The organism is Variovorax sp. Soil_C_19 (assembly GCF_057657255.1).
The window spans coordinates 327,784-350,338 of the sequence record NZ_JBDGIV010000005.1 but is presented as its reverse complement, the minus strand read 5'-3'; the positions used below and the strand labels follow the sequence as shown (position 1 = coordinate 350,338).

Annotated in this window: 22 protein-coding genes and 1 tRNA gene; 14 read left to right on the top strand and 9 right to left on the bottom strand. The window is 68.4% G+C overall.

All coding sequences use genetic code 11. The annotated features are described in order from the left end of the window. Window positions 1-24 precede the first annotated feature (24 nt). Genes AC3A6R_RS13910 through xylF form a run of 4 tightly spaced genes read right to left on the bottom strand, consistent with a single transcriptional unit; the run spans window position 25 to window position 4,222 of the window. A complete protein-coding gene (locus tag AC3A6R_RS13910) occupies window positions 25-1,191 on the bottom strand; it encodes an ROK family transcriptional regulator (RefSeq protein WP_487864614.1) in 1,167 nt (388 codons plus the stop codon). Between the two features lie 28 nt (window positions 1,192-1,219). Further along, entirely contained in the window at window positions 1,220-1,996 is a 777-nt protein-coding gene (locus AC3A6R_RS13905; protein ID WP_487860989.1) for an ATP-binding cassette domain-containing protein, read from the bottom strand. 1 nt (window position 1,997) lies between these two features. Beyond that, complete coding sequence (locus AC3A6R_RS13900; protein WP_487860988.1) at window positions 1,998-3,191, bottom strand: sugar ABC transporter permease; 1,194 nt, start codon at window positions 3,189-3,191, stop codon at window positions 1,998-2,000. 8 nt (window positions 3,192-3,199) lie between these two features. Continuing rightward, window positions 3,200-4,222, bottom strand: coding sequence for a D-xylose ABC transporter substrate-binding protein (gene xylF, locus AC3A6R_RS13895; protein WP_487860987.1), 1,023 nt, complete (start codon window positions 4,220-4,222; stop codon window positions 3,200-3,202). Window positions 4,223-4,516: 294 nt separating this feature from the next. Here xylF and AC3A6R_RS13890 point away from each other — a divergent pair, with 294 nt between their 5' ends. The 6 genes from AC3A6R_RS13890 to AC3A6R_RS13865 all read left to right on the top strand — a co-directional run bounded on the left by AC3A6R_RS13890 (window position 4,517) and on the right by AC3A6R_RS13865 (window position 10,105). Further along, window positions 4,517-4,903, top strand: coding sequence for a VOC family protein (locus tag AC3A6R_RS13890; RefSeq protein WP_487864686.1), 387 nt, complete (start codon window positions 4,517-4,519; stop codon window positions 4,901-4,903). A gap of 65 nt (window positions 4,904-4,968) precedes the next feature. After that, window positions 4,969-5,859, top strand: a complete 891-nt coding sequence (locus tag AC3A6R_RS13885) for a LysR family transcriptional regulator (RefSeq protein ID WP_487864613.1) — start codon at window positions 4,969-4,971, stop codon at window positions 5,857-5,859. An 86-nt stretch (window positions 5,860-5,945) separates the two neighbouring features. After that, entirely contained in the window at window positions 5,946-7,550 is a 1,605-nt protein-coding gene (locus AC3A6R_RS13880) for a GGDEF domain-containing protein (RefSeq protein WP_487864612.1), read from the top strand. A gap of 116 nt (window positions 7,551-7,666) precedes the next feature. Continuing rightward, entirely contained in the window at window positions 7,667-8,692 is a 1,026-nt protein-coding gene (locus AC3A6R_RS13875; protein WP_487864611.1) for a thiamine pyrophosphate-dependent dehydrogenase E1 component subunit alpha, read from the top strand. Continuing rightward, a complete protein-coding gene (locus AC3A6R_RS13870) occupies window positions 8,683-9,666 on the top strand; it encodes an alpha-ketoacid dehydrogenase subunit beta (RefSeq protein ID WP_487860983.1) in 984 nt (327 codons plus the stop codon). The genes AC3A6R_RS13875 and AC3A6R_RS13870 overlap by 10 nt, the downstream gene beginning before the upstream one ends. Before the next feature lie 16 nt (window positions 9,667-9,682). Continuing rightward, on the top strand, window positions 9,683-10,105 hold the full coding sequence (locus AC3A6R_RS13865; RefSeq protein WP_487864610.1) for a MarR family winged helix-turn-helix transcriptional regulator: 423 nt from the start codon (window positions 9,683-9,685) through the stop codon (window positions 10,103-10,105). Here the strand turns inward: AC3A6R_RS13865 and AC3A6R_RS13860 are convergent, their stop codons facing one another. Next, window positions 10,106-10,867, bottom strand: coding sequence for an SDR family oxidoreductase (locus tag AC3A6R_RS13860; protein ID WP_487864609.1), 762 nt, complete (start codon window positions 10,865-10,867; stop codon window positions 10,106-10,108). Window positions 10,868-10,977: 110 nt separating this feature from the next. Between AC3A6R_RS13860 and AC3A6R_RS13855 the strand changes: the two genes are divergently transcribed. Further along, on the top strand, window positions 10,978-11,907 hold the full coding sequence (locus AC3A6R_RS13855; protein ID WP_487860980.1) for a LysR family transcriptional regulator: 930 nt from the start codon (window positions 10,978-10,980) through the stop codon (window positions 11,905-11,907). 72 nt (window positions 11,908-11,979) lie between these two features. Next, complete coding sequence (locus tag AC3A6R_RS13850; RefSeq protein WP_487860979.1) at window positions 11,980-12,996, top strand: Bug family tripartite tricarboxylate transporter substrate binding protein; 1,017 nt, start codon at window positions 11,980-11,982, stop codon at window positions 12,994-12,996. A gap of 136 nt (window positions 12,997-13,132) precedes the next feature. Here the strand turns inward: AC3A6R_RS13850 and AC3A6R_RS13845 are convergent, their stop codons facing one another. Next, window positions 13,133-13,456: a DUF1840 domain-containing protein gene (locus tag AC3A6R_RS13845; protein WP_487860978.1), complete on the bottom strand. Its 324-nt coding sequence runs from the start codon at window positions 13,454-13,456 to the stop codon at window positions 13,133-13,135. A 16-nt stretch (window positions 13,457-13,472) separates the two neighbouring features. Continuing rightward, a complete protein-coding gene (locus AC3A6R_RS13840; protein ID WP_487864608.1) occupies window positions 13,473-14,741 on the bottom strand; it encodes a class I SAM-dependent methyltransferase in 1,269 nt (422 codons plus the stop codon). A gap of 111 nt (window positions 14,742-14,852) precedes the next feature. Between AC3A6R_RS13840 and AC3A6R_RS13835 the strand changes: the two genes are divergently transcribed. The 6 genes from AC3A6R_RS13835 to AC3A6R_RS13810 all read left to right on the top strand — a co-directional run bounded on the left by AC3A6R_RS13835 (window position 14,853) and on the right by AC3A6R_RS13810 (window position 21,877). Further along, a complete protein-coding gene (locus tag AC3A6R_RS13835; RefSeq protein ID WP_487864607.1) occupies window positions 14,853-17,240 on the top strand; it encodes a bifunctional salicylyl-CoA 5-hydroxylase/oxidoreductase in 2,388 nt (795 codons plus the stop codon). An 86-nt stretch (window positions 17,241-17,326) separates the two neighbouring features. Then, complete coding sequence (locus tag AC3A6R_RS13830) at window positions 17,327-17,803, top strand: MarR family winged helix-turn-helix transcriptional regulator (protein ID WP_487860975.1); 477 nt, start codon at window positions 17,327-17,329, stop codon at window positions 17,801-17,803. Beyond that, the gene (locus AC3A6R_RS13825; RefSeq protein ID WP_487860974.1) at window positions 17,800-18,654 is read left to right on the top strand and encodes an enoyl-CoA hydratase family protein; all 855 of its coding nucleotides are present in this window, start codon (window positions 17,800-17,802) and stop codon (window positions 18,652-18,654) included. The genes AC3A6R_RS13830 and AC3A6R_RS13825 overlap by 4 nt, the downstream gene beginning before the upstream one ends. Window positions 18,655-18,658: 4 nt before the next feature. Beyond that, window positions 18,659-19,852: an acyl-CoA dehydrogenase family protein gene (locus AC3A6R_RS13820; RefSeq protein ID WP_487860973.1), complete on the top strand. Its 1,194-nt coding sequence runs from the start codon at window positions 18,659-18,661 to the stop codon at window positions 19,850-19,852. Window positions 19,853-19,856: 4 nt separating this feature from the next. Then, window positions 19,857-21,482, top strand: coding sequence for an AMP-binding protein (locus AC3A6R_RS13815; protein ID WP_487860972.1), 1,626 nt, complete (start codon window positions 19,857-19,859; stop codon window positions 21,480-21,482). After that, window positions 21,479-21,877 carry a RidA family protein gene (locus AC3A6R_RS13810; protein WP_487860971.1) on the top strand — a complete coding sequence of 133 codons (399 nt, stop codon included), beginning with the start codon at window positions 21,479-21,481 and terminating at the stop codon, window positions 21,875-21,877. The genes AC3A6R_RS13815 and AC3A6R_RS13810 overlap by 4 nt, the downstream gene beginning before the upstream one ends. A 136-nt stretch (window positions 21,878-22,013) precedes the next feature. Here AC3A6R_RS13810 and AC3A6R_RS13805 read toward each other — a convergent pair. Both AC3A6R_RS13805 and rplQ read right to left on the bottom strand, forming a co-directional pair. After that, a tRNA-Met gene (locus AC3A6R_RS13805) sits at window positions 22,014-22,090 on the bottom strand. An 18-nt stretch (window positions 22,091-22,108) separates the two neighbouring features. After that, window positions 22,109-22,507 (bottom strand): 50S ribosomal protein L17, encoded by a 399-nt coding sequence (gene rplQ, locus AC3A6R_RS13800; protein ID WP_487860970.1) that lies wholly within the window; start codon window positions 22,505-22,507, stop codon window positions 22,109-22,111. Window positions 22,508-22,555 lie beyond the last annotated feature (48 nt).

Sequence of the window (22,555 nt, the reverse complement as noted above, 5' to 3'; positions counted from 1 at the left end):
GCGCGCTTAGGCCCAAGGTATTCGTCAGCAGGCCGGCGCAGCGATGCGTGCGGCGCGGGCCCGGCGCGCACGCGCATCGGGCTGGAGCGGCCGCAGGTACTCATGCAATGCGAGCGCCGCGGCGCCCACGGCCGCGGCCAGCTCGCCGTAGCGCGCAATGCGCAGCGCGGGCGCGGGCATGCCGGCCGCCTCGGCATGGCGCTGCACCTGCGCGAAGGCGGCCTCCGCGAAACGCGCGTCGCCGGTGCACGACTTGCCGCCGAGCACGATCGCGCGCGGATCGAAGGTGACCCACAGGTTCTGCAGCAGCACGCCGAGAAAGGCGCCCGCCTGCGCCACGCCGGGCGCTTCGCGCTCGAGCGCGCGCGATCCGAAGAACGCCTCGGCGCAGCCGTTGCGCCCGCACGAGCAGCGCGGCCCATCACGCTGCAGGATGGTGTGACCGATCTCGCCTGCCATGCCCTGCGCACCGGTGAAGAGCCGGTCGTTGAGCACCACGCCCGCGCCCACGCCCACGTCGCAGCTGACGAAGATCAGCGGCTCGCCGCCGTCGCCGCTGCCATCGCTTCCGAACTCGTACTCGCCGAGCGCTGCGGCGTCGGCGTCGTTCTGCAGCTGCACAGTGACGCCGGGCAGCTTCGCCTCGGCCAGCGCCTGCTCGAGCGCGGGCAGCAGGCTCACGTTGCGCCAGCCGAGGTTGGGCGCGAAGCGGACCACGCCGGTGCAGTCGTCGACCGCGCCGGGCACGCCCACGCCGATGCTCGACAGCTGCAGTCCGGCCTGGCGCAGTTGCCGGTGCGCAGCGGCAGCCATGCGCGCAACCTGCGCACACACGCCGGCCGGCGCGCTGTCGGCCAGCGCCTGGCGCTCGGCATGGAGCACCTCGCCCTGCAGCGACACGCAGGCCAGGCGCACCGTCTCGACCGCGATCTCCACGCCCATCAGCGCGCGCACGCCGGTGTTGATGCGCAGCGGCGTCGAAGGCCGGCCGAGCCCGTCGGCCGCGATGGCGCCGGCTTCGCTGAGCCAGCCTTCGTCGAGCAGCTCGCGCACCAGCAGGCTCACGGTGGACTTGGTGAGCCCGCTCGCACCCGACAGCCGCGCGCGCGACAGGCCGGGCTGCGCGCGCAGCAACCGCAGCAGCACGCTGCGGTTCATGCGCTTGAGCAGCTGCTGGTCGCCGATGTTCACGGAGCCGCTTCCACGGGAGGGCCAGGGTTCACCGCGGGGCCTGTTCCTTTCCCTCGGGGCGCTTGCCGGCAATGATCATGCCGAGCACCTCGTCCTCGGTGACGTCGGCGGTGCAGTAGGTGCCGACCAACCGGCCGTTCTTCATCACCGCCACGCGGTCGCTGAGCGCGAACACGTCGGGCATGTCGTGCGTGATGAGGAAAATGCCCACGCCATCGGCCTTGAGCTGCTTGACGAGGCCGCCGACCATCGCCGTCTCTTCCGGGCCGAGCGCGGCGCAGGGCTCGTCCATGATGAGGATGCGGGCGTTGAAGTACAGCGCGCGCGAGATCGCCACCACCTGCCGCTGGCCGCCCGAGAGGCGCCGCACGGGCGTGCGGATGTTGCTGAAGTTGCGGTTGAGGCGCTGGAACACCTTGCGCGCCTCGACCTCCATGAAATGGTCGTCGAGCGTGTTCCAGCGCGTCATCTTCTCGCGGCCGAGGAACAGGTTCGCCACCGCGTCGAGGTTGTCGGCCAGCGCCAGCGTCTGGTAGATGGTTTCGATGCCGAGCGCCTGCGCTTCGGAGGGGGTGCGGATCTGCACCGTCTCGCCCGCGACCAGCGTCTCGCCGGCGTCGACCGGGTAGGCGCCCGCGAGCATCTTCATGAGCGTGGACTTGCCCGCGCCGTTGTGGCCGAGCAGCGCGACCACTTCGCCGGCATGCAGGTTCACGCTCACGCCGTCGACGGCCTTCACGCCGCCGAAGGCCTTGCGGATCTCGCGCAATTCGACGAGCGGCCGGGATGTATCGGTGGCCATCATGTCAGTTCTCGCCGAACCTGCGGCGGTACAGCACGTCGAACACCACCGCCACGATCAGCACCTGCCCGATGATCACCATGCGCTTGCCGATCGGCACGTCGAGCAGCAGCATGCCGCTGTCGAGCGACTGCATGATCAGCGCGCCGAGCACCGAGCCGAAGATCGAGCCGGTTCCGCCCGCGAGCGCCGTGCCGCCGATCACGGCCGCCGCGATCACGTAGAGCTCCATGCCGGTGCCGAGCGAATTGGTGCCCGCGTTGAGCCGCGCGATCGACACGATCGCGGCCACCGTGACCAGCACCGCGAGCAACGCGAACAGCATCAGCGTGACGCGCTTGACCGGAATGCCCACCAGCGCCGCCGCATCGGGGTTGCCGCCCATCGCGAACACGTAGCGGCCGAAGCGCGTGCGGTGCACGATGAACGACAGCACCACGGCGACCACGGCCCAGATCAGCACCGGGATCGGCAGGCCCTGCGGCGCGTCCTTGGAGGCGATCTGGTAGCTGTTCATGACCGCCGCGAACCCGAGCACCACCGCCGCCGGCACGGCCGTGAGCAGCAGCGCAAGCCAGAGCGGCTCGTTGGGCATGCCGTGGTGCGCGCGTGCGCGGCGCTTCTGCAGCATGCGCGCAAACAGCACCAGCGCCACGAAGCCCGCAAGCGCCCATGTGGCGGCGGTGCCGATGCCGCCGTCATAGCCGCCGCCCAGGCGCTGGAAGAACTCGTCGTTCACCGGCTGGGTCTTGCCGTCGGCCACCAGGAACGCAGCACCGCGGAACGACATCAGTCCGCCGAGCGTGACGACGAACGAGGGCACGCCGAGCATCGCCGTGAGCCAGCCCTGGTAGATCGACACCAGGAGCGCCACCGCGAGCCCCGCGAGGCAGGCCGCGGGCCACGACCAGCCCGAGGTGTACTGCAGGTAGGCGATCAGCACGCCGACGAAGCCCATCACCGAGCCGACCGACAGGTCGATGTGGCGCGCCACGATGACCAGCACCATCACGGTCGACACGATGCCCACCACCGCCGTCTGCTGCGCCACGTTGTAGAGGTTCTCGGGCGACAGGAACACGCCGCCCGAGAGCATGTTGAAGACCACGCCCATCGCGACCAGCAGCACGCTCATCAGCGCCAGCCGCAGGTCGATGCCGGTGCGCCGCCAGAGGCCCGGCGTCGTTGGATCGCCCATCTGCCTGCTTACTTGCAGGCGGCCGGCGCGTTGGCCGCGGGCACACCCTTGCAGAGTTCGTCCTTCTTGATCCAGCCGGCCTTGACCACCACGTCGAGGTTGTCGCGCGTGATCGGCACCGGCGTGAGCAGGCGCGACTGCAGCGCGATCTTCTTCGGCCCGGCATTCCAGGTCGCGGCCTTCTCGGCCGGCTTGCCCTGCGACAGCGCGATCGCGGCATTGGCGGCCTCGCGGCCGAGTTCGCGCGAGTCCTTGAAGATGGTCGCGGTCTGGGTGCCGAGCGCAATGCGGTTGAGCGCCGCGAAGTCGGCGTCCTGGCCCGACACCGGAATGCCGCGCAGGCCCTTGGCCGTGAGCGCCGCCACGGCGCCGCCCGCGGTGCCGTCGTTGGCCGCCACCACGGCATCGACCTTGTTGCCGACCTTGGTGAGGATCTGCTCCATGTTCTTCTGCGCGACCTCGGGCTTCCAGCCCTCGGTGTATTCGTCGCCCACGATCTTGATGTCGCCCTTCTTCACCGCGGCATCGAGCACCTCCTGCTGGCCTGCGCGCAGGAAGTCGGCGTTCGGGTCGCTCGGCGAGCCTTTGATGATCACGTAGTTGCCCTTGGGCTTGACCTTGAACACCTCGCGCGCCTCCATGCGCCCGACCTCGACGTTGTCGAAGGTGATGTAGAAGACGCCGGGCGCCTCGATCAGCCGGTCGTACGCCACCACCGGCACCTTCTGCCGCGTGGCCTTGGTGACGGCGGGCAGGATCGCGTCCTTGTCCATCGCCAGCACGATCAGCGCCTTGGCGCCCTTGGCCATCAGGCCCTCGATGTCGCCGAGCTGCTTCTCGGGCGAGCCGCCCGCGTCGGCGCTGATGTACTTGGCGCCGAGCTTCTCGAGCTGGGCCTTGATCGCGGCCTCGTCGGTCTTCCAGCGCTCTTCCTGAAAGTTGGACCAGCTCACGCCGACCACGGTCTGCGCCAGCGCGCTCGCCGCAGTGAGGCCGAAGGCCATGGCGGCCAGGGAGTGCTTGAGGTGCATCGGTGTCTCCTTGGGCGCGCGCCCAACAATGTAAGAAATTAGTTAGTTCGACCGGCGAATTAACTATCCCATCGTGCGGAAGTGCTGGGCACCCGGGAAATCCCGGGGCGGAGATGCTCAGTGCGTGGCCCAACGCAGACTTCCGTTTCATCGAAATGCATGATGCTCAGCAACGAAACATATCGTTTTCATTCATGCCTTGCGCTGCTTAGAGTTCCGGGTTTCCGCATTCCACACAGGAGCCGACCCATGCAGACATCCCCCGCGCGCATCCCGTTTCACCTGGCATTTCCCGTGCGCGACATCGCCGAAGCCCGCGCCTTCTACGGCGGGCTGCTCGGCTGCCCCGAAGGCCGCAGCGCGCCGGAATGGGTGGACTTCGACTTTCACGGCCACCAGATCGTGGCGCACCTCGCGCCCGACGAATGCGGCCACAAGGCGCATGGCGCGGTCGACGGACACGCCGTGCCGGTGCGGCACTTCGGCGCCATCCTCCCGATGGACCAGTGGCAGGCCCTGGCCGACAGGCTCGCGGCACGCCACGTCGAATTCATCATCGAGCCCTACATCCGCTTCAAGGGCGAGCCCGGGGAACAGGCCACGATGTTCTTTCTCGATCCCTCGGGCAATGCGATCGAGATGAAATCGTTCGCCAACCTCGATGCGCTGTTCGCGACCTGAGGCGCATCGATCATGCATGTCGATCGATCCTTGAGTTGGGCATCGATCCTTGCGATGCTCGGTGGATGATCAGTGAACTCAAGACCTTCATCGCCGTCTGCCGCCACGGCACCTTCGTCGCGGCGGGCGAGCGGATCGGGCTGACGCAGTCGGCCGTCAGCAGCCAGATCAAGCGGCTCGAAGACTCGCTCGGCTTCGCGCTCTTCGACCGGACCGGCCGCTCCGCCACGCTGAATGCGGCCGGGGAGACCACGCTGGCGCGTGCGGTGGAGATCTGTGCCCTGTACGACCGGCTCGGCGAGCCTCCGGCGGGCGATGGTGCAGAAGGCGGGCTGCTGCGGATCGGCGCCATTGCCTCGACCCAGTCGACGCTCCTTGCGCGCGCACTCGCGAAGCTGCGCAAGGCTGCGCCGTCGCTGCGCGTGCACGTGTCGCCGGGCGTGTCGATGCGGTTGATGGACGACCTCGACGCGGGCACGATCGACGCGGCGCTGATCATCCGGCCGCCCTTCGGCATGCCGCCGGAGTTGCGCTGGCAGACGCTGGTGCGCGAGCGCTACGTGCTCGCCGCACCGGAGGCACTGCCGGGAAGGGACTGGCGACGCCTGCTGCAGGAACAGCCCTTCCTGCGCTACGACCGCGCCTCTTTCGGCGGGCGCATGGTCGAGCGGTTCCTGCGGCGCGAGGGCATCGCCGTCAACGAGTCGATCGAGGTCGACGAGATCCCGGGGCTCATCCACATGGCAGCCAAGGGGTTGGGCGTGGCGCTCGTGCCGATGGTCGAGGCGCACCTGCCTTTGCCCGCCGGCGTGCGCGCGGTCTCGCTGGGCCAGGCCACCTTCCACCGCGAGGTCGGCCTGCTGCAGCGCGCGCCGCAATCCAGCCCGGCCGTGGTGGGCCGGCTTGCGCAATGCCTGCAGGAGGCAGTGCGCAAGGGTTCGGCAGCACAGGGCTGATTGCAGTTGTTGTTGGCTTAACATCGTCGCGGACCCACATTCAAGGAGGCGGTCGGCGCCTGAGACGGTGGAGACTGGTCCTTTCGATGCGACAAACTTCCTCTACCGATCTGCACAAGTCGACGCCGGACGCAGCCATTGGCCCGGGCCCGGCGGAGAATGCAGCCGGTCTCGCCCGCAAGACGGACAAGGAAAGCAACCGCGTCGTCGTCGGCACCACCCTGTTCATCGCCTTCGTGTGCGTCGCGCTGCTGGTGATGAACGCATGGCTGGTCATCCGCGGCCGAGCTGCGGAAGTCGAGCAGATCACGCGGGCGAACACCAACCTGGCGCGCGCGGTCAGCCAGCAGATCGGAAGTACGCTGGTGCTGGCCGAGCACATCATCTCGGGCATCGTGTTCGAGCTCGAGCGCGACGACATCACCCCCGACACCTTGCAGCGTCTTCAGCCGGTTCTGGTGAACCATGCCGCCCAGGTCGAGGCGGTCAAGGGCCTGTTCATCTACGACGTTCAAGGCCGCTGGCTGGTCCACTCCGAGCCTTCGATGGACGCCTCGCGCAACAATTCGGACCGCGCGTATTTCGTCTATCACCGTGACAACCCGAGCGTGCGGACGCTGATCGGCGGGCCCATCGTGAGCCGCTCGTCCGGCGAGTGGATCATCCCGGTGTCGCGAAGGCTCAACGATCCGGAGGGCGACTTTGCCGGGGTGGTGCTGGTCACGCTCAGCGTCAAGCACCTGCTGACGCTGCTCGATCGTTTCCAGATCGGCAAGCAGGGCGCGATCGCACTGCTCCGCAGCGACCAGCTGTTGCTTCGCAGGCCTTTCGTGGAAGCCGAAATGGGGAGGCGCAATGCGGGCTCTGCGCTGCAGCAGCGTTTCCAGGCCTCGCGTTCGGGCACCGTGGAGGGAAGGTCGACCATCGACGGCGTCACCCGGATCATCAGCTTCGAGCACCTGCCTGACCACCCGCTCATCGTGACGGTCGCGGTGAGCAAGACCGAGGCATTGCAGGAATGGAAGTCCGCGTCGATCTACCAGAGCGCCTGGGCCGTCCTCCTGTGCATGATCGTTGGCGTGTCGGGCCGGCACCTGACCCAGTCTCTGCGCAGGCGAGTGGTCGCCGAACAGCATTTGCGCAGCGCAAGAGACGCCCTGGCGCAGGCCAACGAACGGCTGAAACATCTGGCACAAGAAGATGGACTGACGGGCCTGGCCAATCGCCGCTATTTCGATGCCCGGCTGCTGCTCGCCTTCGAGCAAGCTCAACAGAGCCGTACGCCGCTGGCGATCGTCATGGTGGACGTCGATGAGTTCAAGAAATACAACGACCTGTACGGCCACCTCGAAGGCGATGAATGCCTGCGGCAGGTTGCCCATGCGCTGCGCTCGGCGGCGTGGCGCACGGGTGACCTTGCGGCACGCTATGGCGGTGAAGAGATGGTTCTGCTGCTGTCGACGACCGACCCCGAAGGTGCGCTCGAAGTTGCCCAAAGGGCGCGGCTTGCCGTGCTCGACCTGCAGATCCCCCATGCAGCCTCGGCACTGGGCACCGTGTCCATCAGCCTTGGGGTGGCTGCCTGGACCCCGCAGCCCGGCGGCACGCCGTCTGAGCTGCTGCGCGCAGCGGACGCAGCGCTCTACCTCGCCAAGGAAGAGGGCCGCAACACGGTCCGGGTGCACGGTTGACCCGGTTGCGCGGTGCGCTGAAGCAGCAAAGGCACGGGGTAAGCCCGGTTCCGCCATCCCGTCACGCTTGATACGATTTTTGCCGCAACGCCGATCCCACAGGCGCTGGAGACAAGATGGACAAGCGCAACGACAACCCCGCCGGCGAGGCGCTCTACCGAACGATGGTGCGCATCCGCGCGTTCGAGAATGCCGCCGAGGCGGCCAGCCAGGGCGGCGTGAGCGCCTATGGCCAGGAAGCCGCCGGCAGCGCGCATGTGCGCGGGCCGCTGCACCTGTCGACCGGCCAGGAGGCGGTGCCCGCGGGCGTGTGCGCGCACCTGCGCACGAGCGACTATCTCACCTCCACGCACCGCGGCCACGGCCACACGCTCGCCAAGGGCGCGGACCTCCCGCGCATGATGTGCGAGCTGTTCGGCAAGGCGTCGGGCTTCAACGGCGGCAAGGGCGGCTCGATGCACATCGCCGACTTCTCGGTCGGCATGCTCGGCGCCAACGGCGTGGTGGCCGCGGGCCTGCCGATTGCGGTGGGCGCGGCGCATGCGCAGAAGCTGCTGGGCGCGGTGGACGGCGGCATCACCGCCTGCTTCTTCGGCGACGGCGCGATCAACCGCGGCCCGTTCCTCGAAGCCCTGAACTGGGCGCGGGTGTATGCGCTGCCCGTGCTCTTCGTCTGCGAGGACAACCGCTGGAGCGCCACCACGGCAAGCGGGCCGATGACGGCCGGCGACGGTGCCTCGGCGCGCGCGGCGTCGATGGACATCGCGGCCACGCAGGTCGACGGCAACGACGTGTTCGCGGTACACGAGGCCGCCGCGGCGCTGGTGGCCGAGGTGCGCGGCGGCGGCGGGCCGCGCCTGCTGCATGCGCTGACCTACCGCGTGAAAGGGCACGTGTCGGTCGATGTGGCGGCGTACCGCGACCCTGCCGAGCTGGCCGCGGCGCTCGAGACCGATCCCATCGCGCGCGCCCGCGGCCGGCTGCTCGCGGCCGGCGTCGATGCGGCCGTGCTCGACGCGATCGAGAACGCGGCGCGCGACGAGGTCGCCGCCGCGCTGGCCGCGGCCGACGCGGCGCCCTGGCCCGAGCCCGGCGCCGCATTCACCGACGTGCAGACCACCGGAGCCGGGCAATGGCATTGACGATCGACAAGCAGGAACTCAGCTATTCGGAGGCCGCGGTGCGCGCGGTGGCGCGCGAGATGCAGGCCGACGCCCGCGTGGTGGTGCTCGGCGAGGACGTGGGCCGCGGCGGCATCTTCGGCCAGTACAAGGGGCTGCAGCAGCGCTTCGGCGAAGGCCGCGTGATCGACACGCCGATCAGCGAGGCCGCGATCATGGGCGCCGGCGTCGGCATGGCGCTCGCGGGCCTGCGCCCGGTGGTCGAGATGCGCGTGGTCGACTTCGCGCTCTGCGGCATGGACGAACTCGTGAACCAGGCCGCCAAGAACCGCTTCATGTTCGGCGGCCAGGGCCGCGTGCCGCTGGTGGCGCGCATGCCGGGCGGCATCTGGGATGCGTCGGCCGCGCAGCATTCGCAATCGCTCGAAGCCTGGTTCGCCCACCTGCCGGGGCTGGTGGTGGTGTGCCCCTCGACGCCGCAAGACAACTACAGCCTGCTGCGCGCGGCGATGCAGTGCGGCGATCCGGTGGCCTACATCGAGCACAAGACGCTCTGGGGCCTGCGCGGCGAGGTCGACGAAGATCTGGCCGTGCCGCTCGGCCTGGCGCGCCGCGTGCGCGAAGGCGATGCGCTCACGCTCGTGAGCTGGAGCCGCCAGATGCAGGCCTGCGCCGCCGCCTGCGAAACGCTGGCGGCCGAAGGCATCGCGGTCGACCTGATCGACCTGCGCACCCTCTGGCCCTGGGACCGCGAGACGGTGCTCGGTTCGTGCACGCGCACCGGGCGCCTGCTGGTGGTGCACGAGGCGGTGCAGGTGGCTGGCTTCGGCGCCGAGATCGCCGCGAGCGCCGCCGAGGCGACGGGCTGCCGCGTGGCGCGGCTCGGTGCGCCGCGCATCCCGGTCGGCTATGCGCCGGTGCTCGAGGCCGCGTCGCGCGTCGGCGCCGAAGCCATCGCGGCGGCGGCGAGGAAGCTGGTCGGCCAGGGGCGCTGAACAGGCCCGTGGCGCCATGGACCCGCTGTTCTTCAAGCTGGTGCGGGTGGTCAACCTGACCGCGCGGCCGTTTCATGAGCGCGTGGGGCGCGAGCACCAGCTCACGCTCAACGAATGGCGCGCGATGGCAGTGCTCGGCGCGCAGCCCGGGCTCACCGCCACGCAGGTGGCCGAACTGACGGGGCTCGACAAGATGGCCGTGAGCCGCGCGCTCGCGGGCCTCCGGCGCCACAAGCGCATGCAGCGCCACCACGACCCGACCGACCAGCGCCGCGCGCGGCTTCACCTCACGGCGGCCGGCAAGGCGCTGCATGCCATCGTGAGTGCGCTGGGGCGCGAGCGCGAGGCCGAGCTGTTCGCGGGCGTGTCGGGCGACGAGCTGGCGCGGCTCGACGCCACGCTCGACAAGCTCGTCTCGGCCGTGCAGCGCGCCGGTTGATCAGGCCGCGAAGCCGCCGTCGATGTTGAGGCTGGCGCCGGTCACGAAGCCCGCCTCGGGCCCTGCGAGGTAGGCCACCATCGCGGCGATCTCTTCGGGCCGCGCATGGCGCGCCACGGCCATCAATCCGTGCATCGCGGCGGCGTTGGGGCCATCGACCGGGTTCATGTCGGTGTCGACCGGACCTGGCTGCACGTTGTTGACCGTGATGCCTCGCGGTCCCAGATCGCGCGAGAGGCCCTGCACCAGGCCCTTGAGTGCCGACTTGCTCATGGCATAGGCACTGAAGCCGGGCCAGGGCGCGCGCTCGGCATTGGTGCTGCCGATGTTGATGATGCGGCCGCCCTCGCCCATGTGGCGCACGGCGGCCTGGGCCGCGACGAACACCGCGCGCACGTTGACCTGCCAGGTGCGGTCGAAATCGGCGAGCGGCATGTCGTCGACGGTGCCGGGCAGGAAGACGCCGGCATTGTTGACCAGCACGTCGATGCGGCCGAGCCGGCGCGCGGCATCGTCGATGCCCGCGGTGAGCGCGGCGGCGTCGGCGCTGTCGATCCTGAGCGCCACCGCGCGGCCGCCCTCGGCCTCGATGCTGCGCACGAGCGCCTCGGCGGGACCGGCCGAGCTGGCATAGCTGAAGGCGACGGCCGCGCCGTCCTGGACGAGCCGGCGCACGATGGCGGCACCGATGCCGCGCGAGCCGCCGGTCACGAAGGCGGTTTTGCCCGAAAGGGGCCGGGGAAGGGTCGAAGTGGGAGCCATGTGGATTCCTTGTTTTGTGAATGGACAGGCTCAGTTTGGGCATTCGATTACCTTTGCGGTAGCCCATAATCAGCGCAATCAGATTCAACCAAGGGTTGAAAAATAGCGTGATGGCGCCCCCTCTCAACCACCTCGAATCCTTTGTGCAGAGTGCCGATAGCGGCAGCTTCTCGGCCGCGGCGCGGCGGCTCGGGCTCACGCCGGCCGCCGTCAGCAAGAACGTGGCACGGCTCGAGGCCAGTCTCGGCGTGCGGCTGTTCCAGCGCAGCACGCGACGCCTCACGCTGACCGAAGGCGGCGAGCGCTTCCTGCGGCAGATCGGCGGGGCGCTCGCGACGCTGCAGGACGCGGTGGCCGGCATCACGCACCAGGACGGCCAGCCCGCCGGCACGCTCAAGGTCAGCATGGGCCAGGCCTTCGGCCGCGAGCATGTGCTGCCGATGATGGGCGACTTCCTGGCACGCTATCCGGCGATCCTGCCCGACTGGCATTTCGACAACCGGCAGGTGGACCTCGTGGGCGAAGGCTTCGACGCGGCGATCGGCGGCGGCATCGAGCTCCCGCCCGGGCTGGTGGCGCGCGAGCTGGCGCGCATCCATGTGGTCGCGGTGGCCGCGCCCGCCTACTTCGCGAACCGCGCCCTGCCCGCGGAGCCGGCCGATCTTGCCCAGCTCGATGCGCTGGTGCGCCGCTCCTCGCCGACGGGCCGCCTGCGCAGCTGGACGCTGCAGCATGCCGATGGCCGCCGGGCCACGGTCGAGCAGCCGCGCCCGCGCGCGATCTTCAACGACCCGGAGGCGATCGCGCATGCCGCGCTCATGGGCCTGGGCGTGGCGATGCTGCCGATGCCCTTCGTCGAGCGCGGCCTGCGAAGCGGCGCGCTGGTGCGCCTGCTGCCCGCCTGGCACTTCGACGCGGGCGCGCTGTGGCTCTACTACCCCAGCAAAAAGCTGCTGCCCGCCAAGACGCGCGTGTTCATCGACTTCATCCTGGAACGCTTTCGAAGCGAAGGCTTCGCCGCGCGCATGCACGCGGCCTGAAGAAGAATTTCCCACCGGACGCCCGGGGTTTTACCTGCGGCGCCTGCCATCGTTAGCCTGTACAAACGCCGTATGACTTTTTCATTCAAACCGACCCGCCGCGCTGCACTTGCAGCCTCCGCCGCAGCCGTAGCAGCCCTCGTGGCCATGCCCTCGTGGGCCCAGGGCACCTGGCCCACCAAGCCGGTGCGCATCGTCGTGCCCTTTGCGGCCGGCGGCACCACCGACATCCTCGCGCGCGCCGTGGCGCCCGAGCTCTCGAAGGCCTTCGGCCAGCAGTTCATCGTCGACAACCGTGCCGGCGCCGGCGGCAACGTGGGCGCCGAGATCGTGGCTCGTTCGCAGAACGACGGCTACACGCTGTTGATGGGCACCGTGGGCACGCACGGCATCAACCGGGCGCTCTATCCGAAGCTGGCGTTCGACCCGATCAAGGACTTCGCGCCCGTCACGCTGGTGGCCGCGGTGCCGAACGTGATGGAGATGAATGCCGAGAAGGCGAAGGAACTGAACATCCGCAACGTGCAGGATTTCATCAAGTACGCAAAGGCGAACCCGGGCAAGCTCAACATGGCGTCGAGCGGCAACGGCACCTCGATCCACCTGGCGGGCGAACTCTTCAAGAGCATGACGGGCACCTTCATGGCGCACATCCCGTACAAGGGCTCGGGCCCGGCGCTGCTCGACATGGTGGCCGGCAACGCCGACGTGATGTTCGACAACCTGCCTTCGTCGATGGCGCAGATCAAGGGCGGCAAGCTCACCGCCCTGGCCGTGACCAGCGCGCAGCGCTCACCGGCCCTGCCCGACGTTCCGACCGTCGAAGAGGCGGGCGGACCGGCACTCAAGGGCTTCGAGGCGAGTTCGTGGTTCGGCCTGCTCGCACCGGCCGGCACGTCGCCCGAGATCGTGAACCGCATTCAGCAGGAAGTGGCGAAGTCGCTCGCCACGCCGGCCATCAAGGAGAAGATGCTCGCCCAGGGCGCAATCCCGAGCGGCAACACGCCGGCCGACTTCACGAAGCTGATCGCCAGCGAGCACGTGAAGTGGGCAAAGGTCGTGAAGGACTCCGGCGCGAAAGTGGACTAAGGACGCCCCCGAAGCGGCTCACTTCGTGTAGCCGCCTCCCCCACTGGGGGGCGCACCCGGTGGCCCGGCAAAGCCGGTTCCACGGGTGCCCTGGCTCAGGCCGCGGCTTGCGCGGCGCGAGGGCCTTTTTCCCGTGTCAGGTCGTCCAGGTGACGTCCTTTTGCTCGGCGAGTGAATCCTTGAGCATGTGAAGCAGCGGGGCCGCGCGCTGGTGCAGGCCGACATGCTGCTTTTCGGCATCGTCGTCATGGCCTTCGACGACGTGGTCGTCGTGGTTGTGCGCATTGCCGGACTCGCGGGCCACAGCGGACTCCAGTGCGGCAATGGCGGCCGGGATCTGTTCGACAGTGATGACGCCCTGGGGCGCAGCCGGCTTGCCGACGACGTCGAGCAGTTGGCGCGCGTGCGCCTCGAGCATCACGAACTCCGGCGTGGCGCGGGACTGGAATCGATAGAGCATGCAGGTCCTTCCTTGATCACTTGTAGATGTAGTCACGGGCAAAAGGGTACACCGATTGCGCGCCGCGCAGCGCGCCGCGGTCGACCTTGCCGTCGGGCCGGGTGGAAAGCATCTGGTGCAGCGAGATCCAGCCCTGCTCGAAGCTCATCGCCGAACCCGCGAGATAGAGCCGGTAGGCGCGCACGATGCGCTCGGCATTCTCGCCCTGGCGCCCACCGGTTCGCCTGAGCACCTCGAGCGCGGTGTCGAGCTGCGCCTCGAGCGCATCCGACCAGGCCCAGAGCGTGCGCGCATAGTGCGGACGCAGGCTTTCGGTGTCGACCATCTCGAGGCCCGCGGCAACCGTTTCGCGCAGCACGTGCGTCACGTGCAGCAGCTCGCCGCCCGGGAAGATGTACTTCTCGATGAAGTTGCCCATGCCCGCCCCGAGCTGGCGGTAGTCGAGCTGGCCCGAGGTGATGCCGTGGTTCAGCACCAGGCCGCCCGGCTTGAGCAGTGCGTAGACCTGGCGAAAATAGGTCGGCATGTTGGCCGAACCCACGTGCTCGAACATGCCAACCGATGAGATCTTGTCGAAGGGCGCGTCGAGCGGAAGCTCGCGGTAGTCGCGCAGTTCGACGCGCACGCGATGCTGCAGGCCTTTTTCTTCGATCAGCCGCTGCACGTGCGCATGCTGGTTCTTCGACAGGGTGATGCCGGTCGCGTCCACGCCGTAGTGCTCGGCCGCCCAGAGCAGCAACCCGCCCCAGCCCGAGCCGATGTCGAGGAAGCGCTCGCCCGGCTGCAGCATCAGCTTGCGGCAGATGTGGTCGAGCTTGGCCTCCTGCGCCTGGGCCAGCGTGAGGTCGGGCGTTCGGAAGTAGGCGCACGAATAGACCCGGCGCGGGTCGAGCCACAGCGCGTAGAAATCGTCGGAGACGTCGTAGTGGAACTGGATCTGCTCCGCGTCCTTGTGGAGCGAATGCGAGCCGCGGGACTTGGCGAGCCGCAGCAGGCGGGTCCACCAGATGGTGTCTGTTTCGGCCGGGTTGCCCGGCAGCATGCCGACCGTCGCATCGATGATGTCGCGCATCGCGCCTTCGATCTGGACCTTGCCCTCCACATAGGCCTCGCCGATGGCGCCCACCTGGCGCGCGGCGAGCTGGGCCAGGGCCGACCACTCCCTGAATGCCAGGGTCACACGCGACCCCGGTTTGGAAACCCTGCGCCCGTCAGGCAATTCAAGTGCGATAGGCACCGGCAGCGACGCAAGCTGCGACTCGATCTTGGGTATCAAGCTTTGCATGGTGCGCCATGGTATTGATTTTTTGATTCTTTTGCATGCAGTTGCCCGCGCCAGCATCACGGATGAGTGCACCGATTGACAGCAGATTGTTTATGCCTAAACTATTCAACCATGAACAGCCTTGCCCCCGGCGCCTCTGCCGCCCCCGCCATGGACCTCCAACGCATCCTGTGCATCGGCGGCGGCCCCGCCGGCCTGTACTTCGCGCTGCTGATGAAGGCACGCAACCCCGCACTCGAGATCACCGTGGTCGAACGCAACCGGCCCTTCGACACTTTCGGCTGGGGCGTGGTGCTCAGCGACCAGACGCTCGCCAACCTGGCCGCCGCCGACACGGACACCGCGGAGCTCATCGGCAACGAGTTCCACCACTGGGACGACATCCAGGTGTTCTTCAAGGGCGGCCAGGTGCGCTCGGGCGGCCACGGCTTCTGCGGCATCGGGCGCAAGCGGCTCTTGAACATCCTGCAGGAGCGCTGCCTCGCGCTTGGCGTGCAGCTGGTCTTCGAGACCGACGTGGCCGACGACCAGGCCATGGCCGCCAAATACAACGCCGACCTGGTGATCGCGAGCGATGGCCTCAACAGCCGCATCCGCCAGCGCTATGCCGATGTGTTCAAGCCCGACGTCGACCTGCGCAACTGCCGCTTCGTGTGGCTCGGCACGCACCAGACCTTCGACGCTTTCACCTTCGCCTTCGAAGAAACCGAGCACGGCTGGTTCCAGGCGCACGCCTACCAGTTCGACGACAAGACATCGACCTTCATCGTCGAGACGCCCGAGGCCGTATGGAAGGCCCATGGGCTCGACCAGATGGAGCAGCCCGAGGCCGTCGCCTTCTGCGAGAAGCTGTTTGCCAAATACCTCGGCGGCCATGCGCTCATCAGCAACGCCACGCACCTGCGCGGCTCGGCCAACTGGATCCGCTTTCCGCGCGTGGTGTGCGAGCGCTGGACGCACCGCATCGACGTCGAAGGCCGCTCGGTGCCCGTGGTGCTGATGGGCGACGCGGCGCATACGGCGCATTTCTCGATCGGCTCGGGCACCAAGCTCGCGCTCGAGGACGCCATCGACCTGGCCGATGAGTTTGCCGCGGGCGGCACGGTCGACCATGTGCTCGAAGGCTACGAGGCGCGTCGCAGCGTCGAGGTGCTCAAGATCCAGAATGCCGCACGCAACTCGACCGAGTGGTTCGAGAATGTGCCGCGCTACACCGGCATGCAGATCGAGCAGTTCGCCTATTCGCTTCTCACGCGCTCGCAGCGCATCAGCCACGAGAACCTGCGACTGCGCGACACCGCCTGGCTCGGCGGCTACGAGCAGTGGCTGGCGGGCGGCAAGCCGACGCTGCCGATGCTGTTGCCCTACAAGGTGCGCGGCCTCACGCTGAAGAACCGCATCCTGGTCTCGCCGATGGCCACCTACAGCGCGGTCGACGGCGTGCCGCAAGACTTCTTGCTGGTGCACCTGGGCGCACGCGCGCTCGGCGGTGCCGCGATGGTGTTCGTCGAAATGACCAGCCCGACACCCGAAGGCCGCATCACGCCCGGTTGCACCGGCCTCTACAACGACGCACAGCAGGCGGCGTTCCGGCGCATCGTCGACTTCGTGCACGCGCAATCGAGTGCGAAGATCGCGATCCAGATCGGCCATAGCGGCGCCAAGGGCTCGACGCGCGTGGGCTGGGAAGGCACCGACGAGCCGCTCGAGAGCGGCAACTGGCCGCTGCTGTCCGCCAGCGCCGTGGCCTACGGCGACCAGAACCAGCTGCCGGCCGAAATGACCCGCGCGCAGATGGACGAGATGCGCGAGCAGTTCGTCGCCTCCACCCGCCGCGCGGTCGAATGCGGCTTCGACTGGCTCGAACTGCACTGCGCGCACGGCTACCTGCTGTCGTCCTTCATCAGCCCGCTCACCAACCTGCGCACCGACGAATACAACGGCGGCATCGAGGCGCGTTGCCGCTATCCGCTCGAGGTGTTCCGCGCCATGCGCGCCGCCTGGCCCGAGGACAAGCCGATGAGCGTGCGGATCTCGGCGCACGACTGGGCGCCGGGCGGCAACACCGATGCCGAGGCAGTGGCGGTGGCCCGGCTCTTCAAGGAAGCCGGCGCCGACTTCATCGATGTGTCGTCGGGACAGACCACGCGCGCCGCCCAGCCGGTGTACGGCCGCATGTACCAGACGCCATTCGCCGACCGCATCCGCAACGAGGTCGGCATCGCGACCATCGCCGTCGGCGCGATCACCGAGGCCGACCAGGCCAACAGCATCATCGCGGCCGGGCGCGCCGACCTCTGCGCGATCGCGCGGCCGCACCTGGCCGACCCGGCCTGGACGCTGCACGAGGCCGCCAAGCTGCAGAGCCGCGACGTCGACTGGCCGAAGCAGTACCTGAGCGGGCGCGACCAGATGTACCGCGAGATCGCCAAGCAGCAGCAGATGGCTGCGGCAGCGAATGCCGCGATCGCCGCGCAGAACGCCGAAGAGACCCTCTGATATGACGCCCCCACGCTCATCGCTTCGCGTATCGCTTCCCCCCGAGGGGGCGCGTCAGTGCCTACGGGCGGCCGGGCGGCACTGACATGGACCTCGAAGCACGCGCCCACAGCGAGCACCCCGAGGCCCTGCGCCTCTGGCTGCGGCTTCTCACCTGCACCCAGTTGGTCGAGAAGCAGGTGCGCAACGGCCTGCGCGCGCAGTTCGCGACCACGCTGCCGCGCTTCGACCTGATGGCGCAGCTCGAGCGCGCGCCCGATGGCCTGAAGATGAACGAGCTCTCGCGCCGCATGATGGTGACGGGCGGCAACGTCACCGGCATCACCGACCAGCTCGTGACCGAAGGGCTGGTGGAGCGCGTCGACGTCGAGGGCGACCGCCGTGCCTGGCGCGTGCGGCTCACGCCGCGCGGACGCAAGCTCTTCAACGAGATGGCCGAACAGCACGAGGACTGGATCGTCGATGCCTTCGCGGGCCTCAGCGGCAAGGAGATCGCGCAGCTTCACAAGCTGCTCGGCAAGGTCAAGCAACACTCACAGAACCCATTGGTGGAGACCGAATGAAGCACTACATCGGCGCAGGCAATCCCATGCGCGCGCAATTCGAGGCCAAGGCGGCCTATACCGCGAAGCACTTCGCCTGGCACTGCGAGAACGGCGTTGGCACCGTCACGCTGAACCGCCCCGAGCGCAAGAACCCGCTGACCTTCGACTCGTACGCCGAACTGCGCGACCTGTTCCGCGCGCTGGCCTACGCCACCGACGTGAAGGCGATCGTGGTCACCGGCGCAGGCGGCAACTTCTGCTCGGGCGGCGACGTGCACGAGATCATCGGCCCGCTCACCGGCATGCGCATGCCCGAGCTGCTCGAGTTCACGCGCATGACGGGCGACCTGGTCAAGGCGATCCGCGCCTGCCCGCAACCCATCGTGGGCGCGATCGACGGCGTGTGCGCCGGCGCCGGCGCGATGATCGCGCTGGCCTGCGACCTGCGCTACGGCTCGCCGGCCACGCGCACAGCCTTCCTCTTCACGCGCGTGGGCCTCGCGGGTGCCGACATGGGCGCCTGCGCGCTGCTGCCGCGCGTGATCGGCCAGGGCCGCGCGTCGGAGCTGCTGTTCACCGGCCGCGCGATGACCGCGCAAGAGGGCCATGCCTGGGGCTTCTTCAACGCGCTGCACGAAAGCGATGCGCTGCTCGCGGCCGCCACCAAGGTGGCGCGCGACCTTGCCGAAGGCCCGACCTTCGCGCATGGCATGACCAAGACGATGCTCGCGCAGGAATGGTCGATGACGATCGACCAGGCGATCGAGGCCGAGGCCCAGGCGCAGGCGATCTGCATGCAGACCGAGGACTTCCGGCGCGCCTACGAGGCCTTCTCGGCCAAGCAGAAGCCGGTGTTCGGTGGGGACTGAAACCATGATGACCAAGATTCCCGCGCCGCCCTCGACGACGCACCTCGCGCTGCCCTTCTTCGACGAGGCCCATCGCGCGCTCGCACGCGACCTGCTGCCCTGGTGCGCCGCACAGGAGATCGACGAGCGCGACGACCGCGCGGCCTGTCGCGAATGGGTGCGCCGCCTCGGCGACGCCGGCTGGCTGCGCTATGCCGTGCCCGGCAGCGCGGGCGGCGCGCTCGACCGGCTCGACTCGCGTGCACTCGTGCTGCTGCGCGAGACGCTCGGCTACCACTCGCCGCTGGCCGACTTCGCGTTCGCGATGCAGGGGCTGGGCAGCGGCGCGATCACGCTCGCGGGCACGCCCGAGCAGCAGTCGCAGTACCTCGGCGCGGTGGGCAAGGGCGAGAAGATCGCAGCCTTCGCGCTGAGCGAACCCGAGGCGGGCTCCGACGTGGCTGCCATGGCAATGCGCGCCGAAGCTACCGCGGACGGCTGGCGCCTCCACGGCGAGAAGACCTGGATCAGCAACGGCGGCATTGCCGACTTCTATTGCGTGTTCGCGAAGACCGAGCCGACGGCGGGCACGCGCGGCATCACCGCGTTCATCGTCGATGCCACGGCGAAGGGCCTGGACACGTCGGCGCACATCGACGTGATGGCGCCGCATCCGCTCGCCACGCTGCGCTTCGACGATTGCGTCGTGCCGCGCAGTGCGCAGTTGGGTGAACTCAATGGCGGCTTCAAGCTTGCGATGCGCACGCTCGATATCTTTCGCGCCTCGGTGGCGGGCGCTGCGCTCGGCATGGGGCGCCGCGCGCTCGCCGAAGCCGTATCGCATGCCAAGGGCCGGCGCATGTTCGGCCAGACGCTCGCCGACTTCCAGCTCACGCAGGCCAAGCTCGGCGAGATGGCCGCGCTGATCGACGGTGCGGCACTGCTGACCTACCGCGCGGCATGGATGCGCGACGACGCCGAGCAGCGTGGCGCACCGGCCGTGGGCGACGTGTCGGCCGCCGCGGCCATGGCCAAGATGTGCGCCACTGAAAACGCGAGCCGCGTGATAGACATGGCGCTGCAGATGCACGGCGGCCTCGGCGTGAAGGTGGGCACGAAGATCGAAAGCCTCTACCGTGACATCCGCTCGCTGCGCATCTACGAAGGCGCGACGGAGGTCCAGCAACTCATCATCGGCAAGTCCGTGCTGCGGGGGTGATGCCGTGTCTGCCCAAGTCGACCGCTTCGTTCATGACCGCCTGCCGCCTGCCGGGCAGTTGCCGGTCTTTCGCTACGAGCTGCCTGAGCTGCAGCTGCCCGACCAGCTGAACCTGGTCGAAGAACTGCTCGACAAGGCGCCCGCCAAGGGCTTCGGCGACCGGCCCATGCTGCGCTCGCCCGCGGGCGTGCTGACGTATTCGCAGGCGGCCATCGAGGTCAACCGCATCGCGCAGGTGCTCACCGACGACCTGGGTTTGGTGCCCGGCAACCGCGTGCTGCTGCGCGGCGGCAATTCGGTGGCCATGGCGCTCGCGTGGCTGGCGGTGGTCAAGGCCGGCCTGATCGCGGTCGCGACCATGCCGCTGCTGCGCGCCAAGGAACTGGGCGAGATCATCGAGAAGGCGCGGCCCGTGGCTGCGCTGTGCGACGCGCGCCTGCTCGACGAACTGGTGCTCGCTCAGCGCGAGCATCCGGTGCTCGCGTCGGTGATCGCGTTCAACCAGCCCGACGCGCCGGATTCGCTGTCGGCGCGTGCAGCCAAGAAGAGCGGCGTGTTCACGGCCTGCCCCACGGCGGCGGACGACATTGCGCTGCTGGCGTTCACCTCGGGCACCACGGGCAAGCCGAAAGCGCCGGTAACGACGCACCGCGACGTGCTCGCGATGTGCAATACCTGGCCGCGCCATGTGCTGCAAGCGCGCAGCGACGACATCGTGATCGGCTCGCCGCCGCTGGCTTTCACCTTCGGGCTCGGCGGGCTGCTGGTATTCCCGATGTGGGCTGGCGCGTCGGTGTACTTTGCCGATGCGCCGTTCACGCCCGAAGGGCTCGTGAAGCTGATCAACGAGGTCGGCGCGACCATCTGCTACACCGCGCCCACGTTCTATCGCCAGATGGCGCCCTTCGTGCGCCAACACGGCGCGCCGGGCCTGCGCATCTGCGTGAGCGCCGGCGAGGCGCTGCCCGACGCGACACGCCAGCTCTGGAAGGAGGCCACCGGCATAGAGATGCTCGACGGCATCGGCGGCACCGAGGTGTTCCACATCTACATCTCCGCCGCAGGCGACCAGGTGCGCCGCGGCGCCGTCGGCAAGGTGGTGCCCGGCTTCACCGCCAAGGTGGTGGACGACGACGGCAACGAAGTGCCGCGCGGCACCGTCGGCAAGCTTGCGCTGCAGGGGCCGGTGGGCTGCCGCTACCTCGACGACCCGCGGCAGTCCGACTACGTGAAGAACGGCTGGAACTACCCCGGCGACTCGTTCGTGCAGGACGACGACGGCTACTTCTTCTACCAGGCGCGCGCCGACGACATGATCATCACGGCCGGCTACAACGTCGGCGGGCCTGAAGTGGAAGACGCCCTGCTCAAGCACCCGGCCGTGGCCGAGTGCGGCGTGGTCGGCAAGCCCGACGACGACCGCGGCATGATCGTGAAGGCGTTCTGCGTGCTCAAGCCCGGCCACGTGGGCGATGCGGTACTCGTCAAGGCGCTGCAGGACCATGTGAAGGCAACCATCGCGCCATTCAAATACCCGCGGGAGATCGCGTTCGTGGCTGTACTGCCGCGCACCGAAACCGGCAAGCTCCAGCGATTCAAACTGAGACAACTGAACAACACCACACCATGATCCACACACTTCTTCAGCCCGAGGGCTGGTTGCCTCCCAAGGGCTACGCGAACGGCATCGCCGCGCGCGGCACGACGCTGTACGTCGGCGGGCAGATCGGCTGGAACGGCCAGCAGCAGTTCGAGTCGGACGACTTCATCGACCAGTGCGGCCAGGCACTGCGCAACATCGCCGAGGTGCTGCGCGCGGGCGGCGCCGGTCCCGAGCACATGGTGCGCATGACCTGGTACGTGACCGACCGCGACGAGTACAGCCGCCGTCTCGCCGAACTCGGGCCGGTGTACCGCGACGCGATGGGCCGCAACTTCCCGGCAATGACCTGTGTGCAGGTGGCGGCGCTGGTGGAACGGCGGGCCAAGGTCGAGATCGAGGTCACGGCCGTCGTTCCGGACTGAGCCCGGCCCACGCCCGTCGGAAACAACAAAGCCCTCATTGCGAGGGCTTTGTTGTTGGACAAATCGGAGCGCAATTCGGCGCCTTCTGCCCTGCAAAGAAAAAAAGCCCTTTGATTTCTCAAAGGGTTTTTTAAATTGGTTGCGCGAGCAAGATTTGAACTTGCGACCTTTGGGTTATGAGCCCAACGAGCTACCAGGCTGCTCCATCGCGCGGCAAGATGGAATTATACCTTATTCGGCAGCGCTTTGCTCAGCTGCTTCTTCTTTAATTTCAGGACGGTCGACCAGTTCGACGAGCGCCATGGGTGCATTGTCGCCCACGCGGAAACCCATCTTCAGGATGCGGGTGTAGCCGCCCGGGCGCGCTGCGAAACGCGGGCCAAGGTCTCCGAAGAGCTTGACGACGCTGTCGCGGTTGCGCAGGCGGTCGAAGGCCAGGCGCTTGTTGGCGAGCGTGGGCTTCTTGGCGAGCGTGATCATCGGCTCGATGACCCGGCGCAGTTCCTTGGCCTTGGGGACCGTGGTCTTGATGACTTCGTGCTCGATGAGCGAGTTCATCATGTTCTGCAGCATCGCGAGGCGGTGCGAGCTGGTGCGGTTGAGTTTGCGGAGTCCGTGTCCGTGACGCATGGTGCTTTTTCCTAACTTATAAAAACAGGCAGCCGTATCAGGTACTGC